15 protein-coding genes are annotated in these 16,393 nt (G+C 61.1%); 11 read left to right on the top strand and 4 right to left on the bottom strand.

Annotation, left to right across the window (positions count from 1 at the left end):
• The first annotated feature begins 20 nt into the window (after positions 1 to 20).
• The 3 genes from HMPREF1219_RS04735 (at position 21) to HMPREF1219_RS04725 (ending at position 3,003) form a co-directional block, all read left to right on the top strand.
• Complete coding sequence (locus HMPREF1219_RS04735; RefSeq protein ID WP_016457748.1) at positions 21 to 755, top strand: lysophospholipid acyltransferase family protein; 735 nt, start codon at positions 21 to 23, stop codon at positions 753 to 755.
• Positions 756 to 1,021: 266 nt separating this feature from the next.
• Positions 1,022 to 1,528 carry a polyadenylate-specific 3'-exoribonuclease AS gene (locus tag HMPREF1219_RS04730; RefSeq protein WP_016457747.1) on the top strand — a complete coding sequence of 169 codons (507 nt, stop codon included), beginning with the start codon at positions 1,022 to 1,024 and terminating at the stop codon, positions 1,526 to 1,528.
• 77 nt (positions 1,529 to 1,605) lie between these two features.
• Complete coding sequence (locus HMPREF1219_RS04725; RefSeq protein ID WP_040426914.1) at positions 1,606 to 3,003, top strand: class II 3-deoxy-7-phosphoheptulonate synthase; 1,398 nt, start codon at positions 1,606 to 1,608, stop codon at positions 3,001 to 3,003.
• 43 nt (positions 3,004 to 3,046) lie between these two features.
• On the opposite strand, the gene HMPREF1219_RS12445 is transcribed toward HMPREF1219_RS04725, so the two are convergent.
• A complete protein-coding gene (locus tag HMPREF1219_RS12445; RefSeq protein WP_016457745.1) occupies positions 3,047 to 5,608 on the bottom strand; it encodes a PASTA domain-containing protein in 2,562 nt (853 codons plus the stop codon).
• Between the two features lie 62 nt (positions 5,609 to 5,670).
• Between HMPREF1219_RS12445 and HMPREF1219_RS04715 the strand changes: the two genes are divergently transcribed.
• From HMPREF1219_RS04715 to HMPREF1219_RS04690, 6 genes are all read left to right on the top strand, one after another.
• Positions 5,671 to 6,045, top strand: a complete 375-nt coding sequence (locus HMPREF1219_RS04715; RefSeq protein ID WP_016457744.1) for an Rv2175c family DNA-binding protein — start codon at positions 5,671 to 5,673, stop codon at positions 6,043 to 6,045.
• An 847-nt stretch (positions 6,046 to 6,892) separates the two neighbouring features.
• Positions 6,893 to 7,321, top strand: coding sequence for an ABC transporter substrate-binding protein (locus tag HMPREF1219_RS13385; protein WP_342662167.1), 429 nt, complete (start codon positions 6,893 to 6,895; stop codon positions 7,319 to 7,321).
• 15 nt (positions 7,322 to 7,336) lie between these two features.
• The gene (locus HMPREF1219_RS13380; protein ID WP_342662166.1) at positions 7,337 to 7,687 is read left to right on the top strand and encodes an ABC transporter substrate-binding protein; all 351 of its coding nucleotides are present in this window, start codon (positions 7,337 to 7,339) and stop codon (positions 7,685 to 7,687) included.
• A gap of 460 nt (positions 7,688 to 8,147) precedes the next feature.
• Positions 8,148 to 9,110 (top strand): FecCD family ABC transporter permease, encoded by a 963-nt coding sequence (locus tag HMPREF1219_RS04700; protein ID WP_084594644.1) that lies wholly within the window; start codon positions 8,148 to 8,150, stop codon positions 9,108 to 9,110.
• A complete protein-coding gene (locus HMPREF1219_RS04695) occupies positions 9,110 to 10,105 on the top strand; it encodes a FecCD family ABC transporter permease (RefSeq protein WP_016457740.1) in 996 nt (331 codons plus the stop codon). Before HMPREF1219_RS04700 ends, HMPREF1219_RS04695 begins: the two co-directional genes overlap by 1 nt.
• Positions 10,102 to 10,902 carry an ABC transporter ATP-binding protein gene (locus HMPREF1219_RS04690; protein WP_016457739.1) on the top strand — a complete coding sequence of 267 codons (801 nt, stop codon included), beginning with the start codon at positions 10,102 to 10,104 and terminating at the stop codon, positions 10,900 to 10,902. Before HMPREF1219_RS04695 ends, HMPREF1219_RS04690 begins: the two co-directional genes overlap by 4 nt.
• Before the next feature lie 263 nt (positions 10,903 to 11,165).
• On the opposite strand, the gene HMPREF1219_RS04685 is transcribed toward HMPREF1219_RS04690, so the two are convergent.
• The 3 genes from HMPREF1219_RS04685 to HMPREF1219_RS12440 all read right to left on the bottom strand — a co-directional run bounded on the left by HMPREF1219_RS04685 (position 11,166) and on the right by HMPREF1219_RS12440 (position 14,718).
• Positions 11,166 to 12,725 (bottom strand): alpha-(1->6)-mannopyranosyltransferase A, encoded by a 1,560-nt coding sequence (locus tag HMPREF1219_RS04685; protein ID WP_016457738.1) that lies wholly within the window; start codon positions 12,723 to 12,725, stop codon positions 11,166 to 11,168.
• The gene (locus HMPREF1219_RS04680; RefSeq protein WP_016457737.1) at positions 12,722 to 13,798 is read right to left on the bottom strand and encodes a polyprenyl synthetase family protein; all 1,077 of its coding nucleotides are present in this window, start codon (positions 13,796 to 13,798) and stop codon (positions 12,722 to 12,724) included. The genes HMPREF1219_RS04685 and HMPREF1219_RS04680 overlap by 4 nt, the downstream gene beginning before the upstream one ends.
• Positions 13,799 to 14,004: 206 nt before the next feature.
• Positions 14,005 to 14,718 carry an N-acetyltransferase gene (locus HMPREF1219_RS12440; protein WP_211212606.1) on the bottom strand — a complete coding sequence of 238 codons (714 nt, stop codon included), beginning with the start codon at positions 14,716 to 14,718 and terminating at the stop codon, positions 14,005 to 14,007.
• Between the two features lie 436 nt (positions 14,719 to 15,154).
• Between HMPREF1219_RS12440 and HMPREF1219_RS04670 the strand changes: the two genes are divergently transcribed.
• Positions 15,155 to 15,583 (top strand): SAV_6107 family HEPN domain-containing protein, encoded by a 429-nt coding sequence (locus HMPREF1219_RS04670; RefSeq protein WP_016457735.1) that lies wholly within the window; start codon positions 15,155 to 15,157, stop codon positions 15,581 to 15,583.
• 201 nt (positions 15,584 to 15,784) lie between these two features.
• Positions 15,785 to 16,192: a DUF3040 domain-containing protein gene (locus HMPREF1219_RS04665; RefSeq protein ID WP_016457734.1), complete on the top strand. Its 408-nt coding sequence runs from the start codon at positions 15,785 to 15,787 to the stop codon at positions 16,190 to 16,192.
• The last annotated feature ends 201 nt before the right edge of the window (positions 16,193 to 16,393 follow it).

Genomic DNA, 16,393 nt, shown 5'->3' with positions numbered 1-16,393 from the left:
AGACCTGGTGAGGATTTTTCATGCATAACAAGTGGTATTCGCTGTTTAAGGGTGTGCTGGGGCCGTTTTTGTACGTGTACAACCGGCCGAAGATCTACCACGCTGAGCGGATTCCGAACACGGGTCCCGCTATCCTTGCTTCCTCGCACCAGTCCGTTGTGGATTCGTTCTTCCTGCCGCTGTTGTGCCCGCGCCAGATCACTTTCTTGGCAAAGAAGGAGTACTTCACGGGTGAGGGCCTGGTGGGCAAGATCCAGCGGTGGTTTTTCACCTCGGTGGGGCAGATCCCGGTGGATCGGGAGTCATCCACCGCTACGGATGCCGCCGTGGACGCGGCACGCGGTGTGCTAGCAAAGGGCGACCTCTTCGGCATCTACCCCGAAGGCACCCGCAGTCCCGATGGTCGCGTGTACCGCGGCAAGCGCGGCGTGGCCAAGATCGCCTTCGAAACCGGCGAGCAGATTATCCCCATCGCGATGAAGGGGTCGGGGCGTGCAAACCCCATCGGCTCGTGGTTCCTGCGCCCAACCAAGGTGGAGGTCGTCGTGTGCGAGCCGATCGATGCCGATGCGTTCGCATCCGCGCGTGGGTTGGAGCCCGGAAGCTACGAGGCTCAGCGTGCCGTGGTGGATCACATCATGCATGTCCTGGCCGATGCCGTCGGCGCGGAGTACGTCGATGTTTATGCGGCGGACGTAAAGAAGTCCCTGGCAGCAGGGAAGGGATACCCGGAGGGCGCGGAGCCGGGCGCCTAGCCACATTTCTTACAGGGTAGCGGTGTCCGTGCTGCGGCCGTTTCGGGGGGCCTTGAGGGGTGCGAGCCAACTGGCCCGGAGCGTGCGTGTTGTAGCATCCGCGCCGGGTTCGCGCACCCCCATTTCATTGTGTGCTGCGTCACAAAACGGGCGGGGGATTGCCACACAGATTACATTGGGACGGGAAGAGATAAGTTAAAGGTCACGGCTTGGTTTATGAGTAGGTTTTCCGTCCGTGGCCACTGCAGAATCTGGACAACCACTGCGTGCGCTATTTTTATGACACAGAATTTATAGAAGATGGTTCAACAATCGAGTTGATTTCCATCGGAATCGTTGCTGAGGACGGGCGTGAGTACTACGCCGTCTCCACGGAGTTTGACGGCACCCGAGCCGGTCATTTCGTGCGCACCCAGGTGCTCCCCAAGCTTCCTCCGCGCGAGAGCGACGTGTGGAAGCCCTTGCGTCAAATCACCGATGAGGTGCACAAATTCCTCCACACAGACGGCACCCGTCCCCATCTGTGGGCGTGGGTGGGCGACTATGACCACGTTGTGTTGGCGCAGCTGTTCGGAGAAATGAAGGATCTTCCCCAGGACATGCCACGGTTTACCTACGAGCTGAAGCAGTACTGGGAGATGGCGGGCCGGCCCCGGCTGCCCGAGGTGCCGCAGGGAAACCACAACGCGCTCGTGGATGCTCGGCACAATAAGGCGAAGTTTGCCACGTGCATGGCCGTCCTCCCGTTGTCCAACGGCAACTCTGCCGTCTAGGGCCACGCCATCCGGAGGTGGGCACCCATTCCAAGGGTAAGTGGTAGTAAAGGCTTCGACGTGCTAAGAATTAATGAATGAGTTGGACAGTAGATCTCCCAGTAGATGAGTTGCCAGATCTTCCTCCGCTGCCTGAGGGTTTGAGGGAACGGTTTGACGATGTCATCAGCCGGCCTGCCAAGCAGCAGCCGACCTGGGATACCCGCGACGCGTCAAACGTGCGCAAGATTTTGGAGTCGGTTCCGCCGGTGGTGGTGGCACCCGAGATCCGTAAGCTCAAGGCTCAACTGCGGGATGTCGCTTTGGGGAGGGCCTTCCTTCTCCAGGGCGGTGACTGTGCCGAGACGTTCGAGACGAACACAGAGCCCCACATCAAGGCAAATATTAAGACTATTCTTCAGATGGCCGTGGTGCTCACCTATGGTGCCTCCACGCCCGTGGTGAAGATGGGCCGCATCGCCGGCCAGTACGCCAAGCCCCGTTCCAGTGACCTGGATGCCAACGGGCTGCCCAACTACCGCGGCGATATTGTCAACGGGATCGAGGCCACCCCTGAGGCGCGTAGGCACGATCCAGCGCGCATGATTCGCGCGTACGCCAACGCCTCGGCGGCGATGAACCTCATTCGCGCGCTGACCCATTCGGGCACGGCCGACTTGCACCGCCTGCACGAGTGGAACCGCGAGTTCGTGCAGAATTCGCCCGCCGGTGCCCGCTACGAGGCGCTGGCGATGGAGATCGAGCACGGCCTTAACTTCATGGATGCCTGTGGCGTGTCCGATACCACGCTCAATGCAGCCGATATCTTCTGTTCCCATGAGGCGCTGTTGGTGGATTACGAGCGCGCCATGCTGCGCCTGTCCACTAACCCTGAAACCGGCGAGCTTGAGCTTTTCGATCTCTCGGCCCACCAGCTGTGGGTGGGGGAGCGCACGCGTGGCCTGGAGGATTTCCACGTGGCGTTCGCGCGCCTCATCGCCAACCCCGTGGGCATCAAGATCGGGCCGAGCTGCACCCCCGAGGAGGCCGTGCAGTACGCGGATCGGTTGGATCCCAACTTCGAGCCGGGCCACCTCACCATGGTTGCCCGGATGGGGTACGAAAACGTGCGTAAGGTTCTCCCCGGCATTGTCAAGGCGGTGGAGGACAGTGGACACAAGGTCATCTGGCAGTCCGATCCGATGCACGGCAACACGTTCACCTCGTCCAACGGGTACAAGACGCGCCACTTTGACAAGGTCATCGATGAGGTGCAGGGCTTCTTTGAGGTGCACCGCCAGCTGGGCACGCACCCCGGTGGCATTCACATCGAGCTGACCGGCGAGGATGTCACTGAGTGCCTCGGCGGTGCGGAGGACATCACGGATGTTGATCTTCCTGGTCGTTACGAGTCCGCGTGCGACCCCCGCCTCAACACCCAGCAGTCTTTAGAACTCTCGTTCCTCGTGGCTGAGATGCTGCGCAACCACCGCTAGTCTCGGTTCCGGTTTTTTACTTGTCGACGCCCTCCCGGTGCGGTTACTTCAACCACACCCGGAGGGTGTCATTTTTATCAACCGTCGTGTGTGCCGAGGGCTGTTGCCGGTAGGCGGTCCCGTTGGCGTTGCCGCGCAGCGTGGCTGACAGCCCCAGCTCCCGCAGCCTGCGGTCGATTTCCTCGCGGGTCCACCCGGTGAGGTCGGGGATTGTCACCTTGTCGGAGACGACGAGGTCCACCTTGTTATCGCTAGGTTCAACGAGCGTGCCGGGGGAGGGGTAGACGGCGGCAACCGTCCCGGAGTTCGAGTCGGCGTGGCCGACAAACCCGGCCTCGCGGAGGGTGGCCAGCGCCTCGGTGACGCTCGCGCCCTTCACGTCGGGCACGGTGAGCGCGTTGGATACGAGGAGGTTGACGGAATCCCCGGATTCCACTGTCTCGTTTTCCCCGGGGGAACTGGAGATGACCGAGCCGCCGGGGACAGTGGAGGAGAACTTTTTGGTGGTCTCACCGGCCTTGAGGCCGGCCTTTTCCAGTGCTTTGATGGCATCATCGAGTTTCTTGCCCACAAGCTCCGGGATGGAGACAGGCTTCTTGCCTTGCGAGAGGCTGACTGTGACCACGGTTCCCACCGGTGCTACCTGTCCCGGTGCGGGGGAGCTGGCGGCCACGCTTCCTTTGGGTACCGTGTCTGAGTACACGGCGTCGCCGGTGACCGGGGTGAACGTACGTTCCTTGAGAGCAGCTTCAAAATCGGCCAACGACCCGGAGGCCGGGATCGCCGGCACGGTTGGTCTCCCCAGGGAGACGAGCAACGCGACGGAGCGCCCTCGCACGGCGCGCTGCCCGGTGGCGGGGTCGGTGCCCACCGCGTCGCCCTTGGGAATGTCGTTGTTGTACACCTCGACAACCGCGGGCTCGAAGCCGGCGTTATCGATCCGCACAAAGGCTTCCTGTTGGCTGAGCCCAGTGATGTCAGGCAGTTCCCCGTAGCGGCCTGAGCCGAACCACCAGCCACCCACGCCGACGGCAGCGGCGAGGAGGATTACCACAATAAACCACGTGATGAACTTCCCAGTGGAGCGGTTGGTCACCTGTTTCACCGGCTTTTCCGTGAGCTCATCGGGGGTGCGTGGTGCGTCGTATTCTGCCGGAACGCTCTGCCCCTGATTTTCAACAGGCCTTCCGTACGCGTAGTCTGCGTCGGCCTCGGGGTATCCCCGGTCCTGGTCATAGAAACGGGTGCTGTCGTACACCTGAGTCTCCGGAGCCCGTTGCTGGCCGTAGCTCTGCGTTTCCGGGGACTGGCTGCGGCCGTATGCAGCGGTTTCAATTGCCTGCTGTTCGTCCCTCTCGCGTTCGCCGCGGTCGGGTTCCAGATCGTAACGCCGAGTGGGGTCGGCCGCGTGCACGTAGCTAGCAAGCGATTCAGACCCGGCGTGCGAGGCGATGTCTCCTGCGGCTGTGGCTCTTCCCGCGGCTGTGGCTCCAGCCACAGCCGCACTGCCAAGAGCTGCAGTACCAGCACCGACAGCAGTGGCTGCCCCTCCGACAACGCCACTTACGCCTGCAGCCGGAGGGGCCGCAGGCCTGGTTGTGGGAAGGATCGCCGTCTCTTGAGGGCTGGACTGTTGGGATGAGGGAGGAAGGACAGTGGTTGATCTGTCCTCCCTATCGTTGACTCTGGTGAGTACGTCGGTGGGCAGGGTCAGGTTTTCTCCCGCGCGGCGAGCCGCGGTGTTCTCGGGGACAGGGACCACGTAGTCCGGCAGTCGCAGTTCTCGCGCGACATCCTCGAGAGCGTCGAGGAACTCCTGGGCATCGGTGAACCTTTCTCGTGGGTCCCGAGCCGTCGCAGTGGCGATGAGATGATCGAACAGTGTAGGGACGCCGTCGATAAGCGAACTTGGGGGCGGAACAATCCCAGTGACGCGGGCGCGGGCGTGCTCGTACACGTCGTCGCCAGCGAATGGGGTGCGACCCGTGAGGAGCTCAAACAGGACGATCCCTGCGGAATACACGTCGGAAGCGGGGCCGATGGGCTCGCCCGTGACCTGCTCAGGTGACAGGTAGGCGACGGTGCCCGCGATCTTGTGCGAACCGGTGACCGACGTGGAAGCCGCCCTGACAAGCCCGAAATCTGACAGCTTGACCTGGTGGTCGCCGTTGATAAGGATGTTGTCCGGCTTCACATCCCGGTGCACCATCCCCGCGCGGTGAGCCACGGCCAGCGCGGTGAGTACCGGCACCATGACTGCGGTGGCGGCGTGTGGGGGCATCGGACCACGCTCGGCGGTGAGCTCGCGCAGCGTGCCGCCGGTGATGAGCTCCATGATGAGGAAGTCGTAGGCGCCGTCCGAGCCGGTGTCGTACACGTTGACCAAACAGGGGTGGCTGAGCTGCGCCATGGCCCGGGCTTCGCGCTTGAAGTGCGAGCGTGCGACCGGGTCCGCGGATAGCTCCGGTGCCAGCACCTTTGCCGCGACGTTGCGCCCGAGCCGTGTGTCCACGCAGCGGTACACCGTGGACATGCCACCGCGAGCGATAGGGCGCTCTACGCGGTAGCGGTCGTCGAGTAGTTCTCCATTGCGTGGGCCAGTCATGCTCCAAGTATTGCGTATTTCGGTGCCTGCGTGCCATTTAGGGGTGAGTATGAGGTAGTTTAATGAGTGTGAGTTCAGTACCAGTCTCTGAAAACGTCCTGCCGGAAGGCGAACCACTCTACACGCTCGATGAGGTGGCGGAGTTCCTTCGGGTTCCTTTCAGTCGAGTCAAGCAGCTTTTGAAGGAGCACAAGATGATTGCCGTGAAAGACGGCAAGAAACTGTGCATCCCGGCCCGCTTCTTTAACGGCGATCACACGCTCAACAAGCACGTCACCGGTGCGATCACGGTGCTCGCCGACGGTGGCTACAACGATGAAGAGATCCTGCGTTATTTCTTCACCGAAGATGAGACCCTGCCGGGACGGCCTGTGGACGCATTCCACGGCCACCTCGCACGAGAGGTGCTTCGTCGCGCGCAGGCGATGGCTTTCTAACTTTCCTGCCGAGGAAGTTACCTTTCAATTTTACTCGGCGCATCCGCTGAATCGTGCGGTAGTCACGGTGGGGCGCGGCACGCGATGCGCTCGTTTACTTGGAAAGGTAACATCCAGGAACTCGTGTGCGCTGCTTAGGGGCGTGCGCGGCCCAAAAACCAATAAGGAACAAATTCCACCTGGTCCGGAGATATGCTCCACGTTTTGAGAGCATAGCGCCGGACCGTTTTCGTCATCGTGCCTTCGCCACTTGCTCACGTCCAGCTCAAAGAAGGTATACCAGCGCAGCGCTAGCCGGATGTTCGCGTCAAGACCCGCGACAGCAGCGCGGATATTAGAAGTGCCGACCTCAAACGGGGCGGACGGTTTCCCCAGCTCTGGCATGAGGAGGCCAAAAAATTCGTCCGGTCCGGACAGGGGAGAAAATTCCGTCTTGTGAAGGGTGAGCTTAATGTTGCGCGGTGCGATGGCCTCTCGTGCGACTTCCGTGACGGGAATGAGCCGGTGCCTTGTCAATGGTCACTTCTTTCCTCTTTACGTGAGTGCTTCCAGAGTGTGCAGCAGCTACGCCACCTGCCCCGCAGTCGGCGGTGCCTGTTCCAGAACAGTGTATGAGGGTAACCTAACTACAAGGTAAAACCTAAATAAGTTTACCAAAATATTGAAAGGAATCCTTATAGTGCCTACAGTACGACTCAGCCGACACATCCTCGTTGCCATTATCGTCCTGCTCGGGGTGATCGCGCTCGTACTCAGCGGTTGAAGCAGGGGAGACGGGAATGCGACCAGTTAAGCACCGAGCTCCGAGGCTACAGAGCAGTGTGTTGTGTCCCCGTGAATGGGCGACGTGGATACTCTCCTTGCGCTCGGAATTACCCCCGGCATGATCGCCTCGTGGGGTGCCCAAGATGTGCCTGGGACCACCGGTGTCGGTCCGTGGGCAGAGGATGCACTCGGCCCCGCGAGGCCAGAAATACTCAGTGACACGGCGTCGGGCATCTTCTCCGATGCCTCGGAGAAGATTGCGGGAGTCAACCCGACGCGTATCGTTGCCGTGAATCACTCCATCGACGGCGACACAGCCCAGCTTCTACAGAACATTGCGCCCACCACCTTGAAGCCCGACGGTGCCACCAATTGGCAGATTCCGTGGCGCGACCAGGTGAAGCAAATTGCTGCAGGCGTGGATCGGGCCGATGAGGCAGACTCGCTCATCTCGGAAGCGGAAGAGTCCTTCGATTCGTTTCAGAAGAAGCACCCCGAGACGGCGGGCTAGAAGGCAGCGGTGCTCATGCCGTTCGCCGGCAAACTCGGGCTGTACACCTCAAACGACGGACGTGGCCAAATCATCGAATCGATCGGCTACACCATCCCCAAGGAGCTGCAAGGCGACGCGACCGCCAACTCCCGCGAGCTGTCCCCGGAAAACTACTCGGAACTCAATAGCCTTGACTACCTCTTCGTCATGGACTTCCAGGGTGCAGCTGACACCCTCAAGCAGGATCCTACGTTCCAATCTCTCGATGTGGTGAAGGAAAACCGTGTCATCTTCCTTTTTGAGAACGTCGGTACGGCCATGTCCATCCCTAATCCGCTCACCATTCCGTGGGCCGTGGAAAACATTGACAAAGCCATTAGCTAGGCGGAACAACAGCCCCTACTCATAATCTGCTCGAGTGGTCACGGTCAGTGCGGCACACGAGTCGAGTGAGGCCCGCTCTCTCGCCTAGCATCTGGAGAGTGAAATGGACTCTTCTGCGGCCCTCGAGACAGGAGGCACCACACACCGCTGAGGTACGGGGTAGCTGGTTGGTGTGAGCCTCGGCTGGAGTGGAAAAGAAAGCGTGCCAAAAAAAGGCCGACCTGGCAGGGCGGAGTGCCCCGAAATTACCACCTCTAGCGGGCCCAAAATGTAAAAAATTGGCGGAGGTGGCGACAGTAAGGCGGAAATGAGGATGGACCTCGACGTGAGAAAGAAACCCGCGTGAGCAACACGCGCGCGAAGACCGATACCTCGACCGTCCCTGCGGCGCCGTCTCGCCGGCGCCGTCGTCGTGGCCGGGTGTCCTGGCTGCCAGTAAGCACCGTGATCGTGGTGCTTACTGGCCGTAAGCGCTGGGCTTTCTCTCTTTGTCGGTTTACGGCCGCTGCCGGCATCAACCGTCATGGCAACCATCATGGCGGGCCCCGATGCAGGGCTCGAGTGGACACACATCGTCTATCACCTGAGACTTCCCAGAACGGTGCTGGCCACGCTCACCGGGGCTTCGTTGGCCGTGGCGGGCGCGCTTGCGCAAACGTGGACACGCAATCCGCTGGCTGGCCCAGGTTTCATCGGCATCACCTCCGGTGCCGGGTGCGCGGTCTCCGTTGGTCTAACCCTGGGGGCGGCACAATCGATGGGCTCTATCTCCGTCCTCGCGCTCATCGGTGCAGCGGTCGCCGCCGTCATCGTCTTGCTTGCAGCGAGGGCCGCCGGAGGCACCGGCGATCCCACGACCCTCATTCTCTCTGGGCTGGGAGTCACCGCCGCTCTGAGCGCGCTGACCTCGCTGCTGACCATTTCCTCTACCCGCGTCCTCGACGGCATCCGCCGGTGGACTGTGGGGTCCACATTCGGCTGGGGCAGCGACGAGATAGTTGTCGCCCTTGTTGGCCTCATCATCGGGGCGATCATTGCCATCGCCGTTGCACGCCCGCTTGACCTGCTAGCCATGGGGGAGGAGACGGCCACCACGCTGGGAGCTCGGCCAGTCGCTACAGCTTTCCTTGCTGCGGTGGGCATTGTCATCCTTGCCGGAACTGCGACGGCGGCGGTCGGGCCTGTGGCCTTCGTTGGTTTTGCAGCGCCCCATATCGTCCGACTTCTCATCGGTCCCGGGCTCACCACGTCACTGGTACCCGTTGTGCTAACTGGTGGCTTCATCACGCTCATCGCGGACATGGTCGGCCGGGTCATCGTGGCACCTAGCGAGCTAGAGATGTCCATCATCCTGGCGATTGTTGGCGCGCCCATCCTCATCTGGGTGGTTAAACGCGCAGGGATGAGAGGTGAGGCGCGCTAATGTGGGCTGTCCAACGCCGCCGCCGGGTGCGTACCGTCGCAGTGGGGATCGCCTTTGCAATCCTCGCCTGCGTGACGTACCTCCTCATCCTTGGTCACGGCGCAACAAAGCTCTCCCCGGGTGAGGTGCTATCTACCCTGTTTGGTGGCGGTACGAGCCAGCAGATTCTGGTTGTGTGGGACCTCCGCCTCCCCGTCGCAATTGCCACCATCGTCAGTGGCGCGGTTCTCGGGATCTCCGGCTCGTGGACGCAAACCGTCACCCGAAACCCCCTGGCGAGCCCCGATGTCATCGGCGTATCCGGGGGAGCAGCAGTGGGTGCTGTTGCCTCCTTATCACTGGGCAACTCAGGCGGGGCCTCCACCACAGCGTGGGCTCTTGTGGGAGCGGCTGTGACGGTGGCCACGGTGCTCAGCATCGCCGGCATCAAGAACGTCACCAGGCTCATCCTCATCGGGTTTGCGGTTGCCCTGTTCACGCAGGCCGTTGTGTCCTACCTCATCCTGACTGCGGACGTTCGGGACGCAGCGACGAGCCAGGTGTGGCTGTCAGGATCCACTGGGCTGGTGAGATCCCCGGATCTGCCGCGTCTCATCCTGGGGGTCATCCCGTTCCTTCTGTTGGGGCTCATTGGGGCCCACAACTTGCCCATTCTTTCGCACGATGACGCGACGATTGCCGGCCTTGGTGTACGCGCTGGCGCGGAGCGCGCCCGGTTCATCATCGCAGCAACTGGTTGTGTCGGCGTGGTCGTGTCGATTGTTGGACCCATCGGGTTCATTGCACTCATCGCCCCTCATCTGGCACGCATCGCTACACGCGCGCCGCTGGCCTCGCCGCTTGTTTCTGCTGCTGTCGGCGCGGCGCTCATGGGCCTGTGCGAGGTTGCCGCCGAATTCCTCCCGTTTACCGTTCCTGTTGGCATCATTACCTCGGCCATTGGCGGGATCGCCCTCGTCATCCTCCTCATCAACCTGAAAAGGAGCAACCGATGAACGATTCACAAGCAATCGTCGTCGACCACGTCTCGTCCGGCTACGGCGATCACATTGTTGTGAAGGACATCGACATCACAGCGGAGGCAGGGACGTTCACCACGCTCCTCGGCCCCAACGGATGCGGGAAGTCGACTCTGCTCAAGTCGATCACGCGCCTTCTCACCCCGGTAGCCGGCACGGTGACATACGACGCAACCAGCCTGCAGGATGTAAGCCCGAAGAAGCTGGCACAAACTGTGGCCATGCTGCCGCAACACCCGTTCGCACCGGATGGGCTGAGCGTGGTGGAACTTGTTTCGCGGGGCCGCCACCCGTGGCGCTCGCCTCTGCGAGGGCTGAGCGCGGCGGATCGAAGGATCATCGCTGAGGCGATGGAGGAGACCGAGGTCAGCGGGCTTGCTGAGCGGTCCATCGAGACTCTTTCCGGCGGCCAGCGGCAGCGGGTGTGGATGGCGATGGTGTTGGCCCAGGACACCCCGGTCCTGCTGCTGGACGAGCCGACAACCTACCTTGATCCCGCCCGGGCGATGGAAATTCTCAGCATCGCCAAGCGTCAGGCTCAGGCCGGGAAGGTGGTCATTTCGGTCCTCCACGATCTGCACCTGGCGGGCCACTTTTCTGATCGCGTGGTGCTGCTGAAAGAGGGGCACGTCTACGCTGACGGCTCTCCAGCGGACGTGATGACCGTCAACGCGCTCAAGGACGTGTACGATCTGCGTGCCGAGGTGTGGGACGACCCCGCATCTGCTTCCCCGATCATCGTTCCTCGCGGAGTGTACGGGCACGACCAGTAACCCCTCACGCGCGTGCGCACGGTCCAATTCCCAGTTCTTGCCCTGTTCACTGGGGTGATGGCCTTCCGTGTGTGTACCGGGAAGCGCATCCCACCATCTGTACACGTCCTGTTTCCGTGACGGCCTCCGCGTGTGGGCACGGGGCTCGAAGTTACGCATTCCCCTCGAACGAACGGCTCGTGTGCGCCCCACAAAGTTGTGCGCGCACCAAGAAGTTGCGCGCATACGCGGAGGCGTCCACGTGGGTACCCCTGTCTGCCAGGCTAGTTTCGACCGCGTGCGAATTCCGGATGCGTGCGGATATACGAGCGCTCTACTACTACGGCCATGACAAAAGACACGGTAATGAGCGGGACCATGATCCACCCGTTGTAAAGGTGGTGGTTGCCCGAGCCAGCAAAGGCCAAGCTGATGGTCAGCGAGGCGGCGATCGTGAGAACGAGGAGCCAGCGTGGCGGGCGGACGGTGCCGATAAGCGACAGCGGAGACGCGTAGTACCACGGCAAAGTCACCGAGTTGAACACCATGAGCGAGCCGTAGGCGGCAATCGTTCCCTCGATGTTGGCGCGCTTGGACTTCCTAAACAGCCACCAGGCCACCACCAGGCCTGCAAGCATCGCCAAGCTAGACACGGTCCGCAGTATGTCGAGGGTGTGGTTGTACGAGAAATCAGCGTCGAAAAGCCTACCAACAGGGGTGATGAAACCGGCGAGGAGTGAGGGGAGGGCGAGCGGGTTGATGACCTTCGAGTTACCAGTGACCTGGGAGACCCAGTCCCAGCTCGTTCCCGAAGCGACGGTGACCACTGCCAGCGTGGCGAGCGTTTCACCGGCCAGGACAAACCCGGAGAGGAAGAACCCGACCACGGGGCGCACACCCCACAGCTTCTTCATCGTCCGAACAGCGATCCACACGACGAAGGGCAGGGCAATCACCGCCGTCGCCTTGAGTGAGACGGCGATGGAGATGACGGCGACACCCGCAACTATCCACGCCGGCCGCTCCCTCAGCGCCCAATACAGTCCGATGCTTACCAAACCGACCATGACAGACTCGTTGTGCATTCCGCCCACCATGTGGAAGACCATGACCGGATTGAGAACCCCAAGCCACAGTGCGAGGCGAGGATCCCCGCCGATCGATCTCGCGATGCGGGGAACACACCACGCGATGGCGGCGAACCCCGCGATGGAGATGAGCTTGTACACGATCACCCCGGCGGTGACATTCTCACCGACAAGGGATGTCACGCCCTCCCCGAGCCACAGGTGCAGCGGGCCATACGGTGTGGTGGTGTTGCGCCAGTCGTGGGATACCTCCAGCAGGTAGGGGCCGGGGTTGACCGCCGCCCCCTGCTTGTACGGGTTGAAGCCGTCACGGAGCATCGCCCCCTGCATGAGGTAGGAATACACGTCGCGGGACAGGATGGGTGCCGCAACCACAAACGGGGCCACCCAGGCCACCACCGTCTTCTTGAGGTCCACTTCATTCAGACGGAGACCCGCGATGCACCATGCACCAACGAAGAGGATGAGGCCACACCACATGACCGTGTTGGAAAACGACGCACCGTGGCCGTAGGAGAGAAAATCGGCGTGGAGCGCGCGGAGAACGCCACCTTTGTAGCGGATCGCCCCGGCGCCGTAGCTGCCCAGCGCAATGAGAAGCGCTGCGACCATTCCGAGCTTTGTTGGCTCCGGGAGGCGGCGCGCCAGTGCCGTGACGAATTTCTCCGCAAGTGCGGGCTCTCGCTGTGGCTCCCGTGGCGTGGTTGCGGTGATGGTGGGTGCCGAATGCAGTGAGGTGGAGGCGTGCGCGGTCATTTTGCCCGCTGTGTTGTCTTCACGGCCAGCTCCGTCAAAATGCGGGTGGTTTCTGCGGAGATAGAGGCTCCTTGCAAGTAGCGAAGCCCCTCATCCCGCAGGTTTTCAATGCGTTCCTCAATGACATCCACCGCGCCGGACGTGCGGATGATCTCTGCCATTACCTCGATCTCCTGCGGATCGGTTGTTGCGCCGACCTTGTTGAGCAGGAATTCTGCGTCGGCGGTGTCGTGTGTGAGATCGACGGCGGCCGCAAGGAGCTCCGTCCTCTTGCCTTCGCGCAGATCATCGCCGGCGGGCTTACCCGTGACCTGCGGATCGCCGAAAACTCCGAGAAGATCATCGCGCAACTGGAACGCGATGCCCAGGTTATGGCCGTAGCCCCGATACGCCTCCAGAGTGTCCTCATCAACCCCAGCCAGCATGCCGCCGATCTGGAGCGGGCGAGCGATGGTGTATGAGGCTGTCTTGTACACATTGACGCGGCGAGCGGTATCGAAGCTTGTTTCCCCCATGGCCTCCGCGCTGATGTCTAGGATTTGGCCGCCAATGACTTCCGCGCGCATCGCCTTCCACGCGGGACGTGCACGCATGAGCTGATCCAGCGGCACGCCGGATTCCATGAACATGTCCTCGGCCCACACGAGCGCCAGGTCACCGATGAGGATGGCAACTGACCTGCCAAATTCCTCCGCCATCTCGGGCGAGCCGGTGAACTCGTCGCTGCCGTTGAGGTAGGCCTCCATCGTGCGATGCACTGTGGGGTTGCCACGCCGCGTATCGGACGCATCGATGATGTCATCGTGGACGAGTGCACACGCCTGGATAAACTCCAGCGAGGAGCAGGCCCGTTGGACCGCCTCGTTGTCCTTGTCGCCACCGCCTCCGATGTATCCGGCCCATGCGTAGAGCGGGCGGACGCGCTTGCCCCCGGAGATGACAAACTGTGCAAGCGCGTCGGCAGCCACCTTGACATGGGGGCCAATGACATCGACGGATTCCCGGTTAGCAGCTAGAAAGCTGCGCAGATTCTCGGTTACGCCCTTTTGAATAGAGGTCAGTTCAAATGTCACGGGCTCTCCTTATCCCATCTTTGGTCATCTCAGCCACGCTGCACCGCATCCGGTGAGCAGGCGTTTCCTCGGTTCTCCGCTACTTTGGCATCTTGCCTGGAGGAGTCGCGTTGTTTTCCTCTGTAACGATACCTTTTGTGGCGAGCTCCCAAGGCGACTGCCTCGATTGGGTGTTGCCGCACAAAGCCCCAGGCTTTCTAGCGCTCCTAATGGTTCCCAGACGCGGGCGTGTCGCCGGTGGCACCGCGCTGGGCGGGTTCGGCTCCCCGCCAGGAATTGACTTCCCGGTCAGGTTCGGTGGTTGATCGGGTGCGGGTAGCAGGTCTGGTATCCGCGGTGGTGCGGGCTGCGGTGTCACCGGGGGCCCCGGTGTCTAGCTGGGCGAACAATACTGCGAACGGACGGTAATCGCCGTAAAAGTAGAAGGACCGCAAGAGATCCTGGAAGCCGAACTCCGAGGAGCGGTAGAGCGAAAACGCTCGGTTGCTTTCGCCTGGAACCTCAGGCGTAGAAAGAAGTGCGAACGGTGCGTTCGTAGCGCTGAGCAACCGGCGGAGCAACCTCCTGCCGATGCCGTGGGACTGTGCCGAATCCTTCACGTGGATTTCGCACACCTCGAAGTAGGTTTGCAGTAAGCGCGGGGCATCGAGGGCGGTGGGCTTTCTAAACATCACGCCGCGGGCGATCTCCCGGTGCCACCAGCTCGCATCGTCGGCGTTGTGACCGTAGCAAATACCGATGGGGGACTGCGGGAACGCGGGGTCGACGGCTTCAAATGCGACGAATCCCGTCAACGTGGCATCGTGTTCCCACGCTGCGATGCGCGAGGCCCGCAGGCGGGAGTCATACTTCATCGCCGCCATGTACAGATCGACGTAGTGCTCCACGTTGTCCACGAACCGCTCACGGGAAACCTGCACGATGATACTGCGATCCGGATCCGGCTCGTGCGAATCACGCTCTTGCGTGTGTAGTGGGGTGGCCGTTGGTGCGGAGAAATTGGCGAAGCTGGCCCGGGTTTTCCCTTTAGATTCGCGCTCACCAGTCAGCGAAGTAACTTGCGGGGAAATAGGGCCTGAAGTGGCTTGTTTTCCCGATGAAAGCAGGGAAACTACGCGCATCACAAGGCTGGTGGGCCAGTGTGGGGAATGCGACATGGTTGTCTCCTTGCAAACGTTTTCTCTTACTTCACAAGTGTGTCACTTTCTCGGCATCCTTGGAGGTATATCCAGCACCTGGAGCCAAATTAGAACAGATGTGCTAATTTTCGGTGTGGGTGTGAATGCTCCTTTCTAGAGTCAGAGACGTAATAAGCGGTTATCCAAAGGTGTTGGAAAGCGGAAAGGGGCAGAGGCGATGGCTGGACATGTGGTGTCATCCACGGTTGGGGCACGCGCACAGAAAGGAGAACAGGACGTTTTCCTTGATAAGGCTTACGGTCTGCTGTCCGCCGCCACTGAGGCTTTCCACTCCGGTGGCACTGCTGAGGCCCTGGAATATGGCTACCAGGCTGCGTTGAGAATTGCCGGCGCGCGAATTACCTCTCTGGGGGTAAGAAAACGCAAGCGCACGGGGGTGAGCGTGTGGCAAAAGCTGGCCGAAGTTGATGAAGCGGGGGTGTGCCAGGCGAAGACATTCGCGGCCTATTCTGCCAAGCGGTCGCGGGTTCTCCACGGGGTAGATAGCGACGTGTCGGCCCACTGTGTGCAGAAGCTGTTGAGCGACGTAAAAGAATTTATTGATTTCGCGGAACAGGAGCGGGGGTGGCTTTCCGTAGCAGCCTGATAGGCCGTAAGATGAAAAGCAACGGACAAATATAGAACAAATATAGATTGGTGCGCGGGAACATTTCCGTGGGCTCGTCCGTTAGTACATAGTGAAGGGATGCAATGAGCTGTATTGCGCTGATCAAGGTAAGGCCGTCACTGCCTGGGTGCGGCAGCTCACGGAATCCAGGTCATTAACCGCACTTCCCAGGGAGGACACGTGGCACTGACAGATAAGGAAAAGGAAACGCTCCTTGAGATGGAGCGACTATTGGAAGCTGATGATCCAAAGTTTGGCTCTTCCATGCGCTCTGCCGCCCGTGGTAGCTCTGCACAGCCCGGATTAAGTCTCCGTGGGATTGCACTTGTTGTCGTCGGTATCGTGCTTCTCATCGGAGGCGTGGCCCTGGCATCTGAGAGCATGTGGTTCATTGCGCTGAGCGTCGTCGGATTCCTCGTGATGTTTGGCGCGTCCGTGTGGATGCTCAATGGTGGAGGCAAGGTCAACGGTGGCTCCCGCAATCCACGCTCTGCTAAGCAGACTGTGCGTGCCGGCAAGTCAGGCGGGTTTGGCCACGGTATGGGCAGTCAGATGGAGGACAACTTCCGTCGCCGTTTCGAACGCTAAAAATAACGCGCACCACTTTCGCGGTGCGAATCTGCAAAGCCGATCGCTCGATGCGGTCGGCTTTCTTTTTGTCTTGTTGACCGGGCCGAAAGCTTCGGGGTGAGGAGGGGGGTGTTCCTATATAGTTCGTCAACCTGAGGGGGTAATTGGATGGGGGTGACGTTCGATGTGGGGTTGTTTTTGGGTACGCCTAGGAGCCGA

The sequence above is a fragment of the Corynebacterium pyruviciproducens ATCC BAA-1742 genome, assembly GCF_000411375.1.
Taxonomy (GTDB): Bacteria; Actinomycetota; Actinomycetes; order Mycobacteriales; family Mycobacteriaceae; genus Corynebacterium; species Corynebacterium pyruviciproducens.
This window is presented reverse-complemented; position numbering and strand designations above follow the sequence as displayed.

What these genes read in the sequence shown, in the direction of transcription:
- HMPREF1219_RS13380 (WP_342662166.1), top strand. Translation starts at nt 7,337, where the DNA reads ATGCCGTTCGCCGGCAAACTCGGGCTGTACACCTCAAACGACGGACGT.
- HMPREF1219_RS12445 (WP_016457745.1), bottom strand. Translation starts at nt 5,608, where the DNA reads ATGACTGGCCCACGCAATGGAGAACTACTCGACGACCGCTACCGCGTA.
- HMPREF1219_RS04685 (WP_016457738.1), bottom strand. Translation starts at nt 12,725, where the DNA reads ATGACCGCGCACGCCTCCACCTCACTGCATTCGGCACCCACCATCACC.
- HMPREF1219_RS04725 (WP_040426914.1), top strand. Translation starts at nt 1,606, where the DNA reads ATGAGTTGGACAGTAGATCTCCCAGTAGATGAGTTGCCAGATCTTCCT.
- HMPREF1219_RS04670 (WP_016457735.1), top strand. Translation starts at nt 15,155, where the DNA reads ATGGCTGGACATGTGGTGTCATCCACGGTTGGGGCACGCGCACAGAAA.
- HMPREF1219_RS04695 (WP_016457740.1), top strand. Translation starts at nt 9,110, where the DNA reads ATGTGGGCTGTCCAACGCCGCCGCCGGGTGCGTACCGTCGCAGTGGGG.
- HMPREF1219_RS04735 (WP_016457748.1), top strand. Translation starts at nt 21, where the DNA reads ATGCATAACAAGTGGTATTCGCTGTTTAAGGGTGTGCTGGGGCCGTTT.
- HMPREF1219_RS04715 (WP_016457744.1), top strand. Translation starts at nt 5,671, where the DNA reads ATGAGTGTGAGTTCAGTACCAGTCTCTGAAAACGTCCTGCCGGAAGGC.
- HMPREF1219_RS04690 (WP_016457739.1), top strand. Translation starts at nt 10,102, where the DNA reads ATGAACGATTCACAAGCAATCGTCGTCGACCACGTCTCGTCCGGCTAC.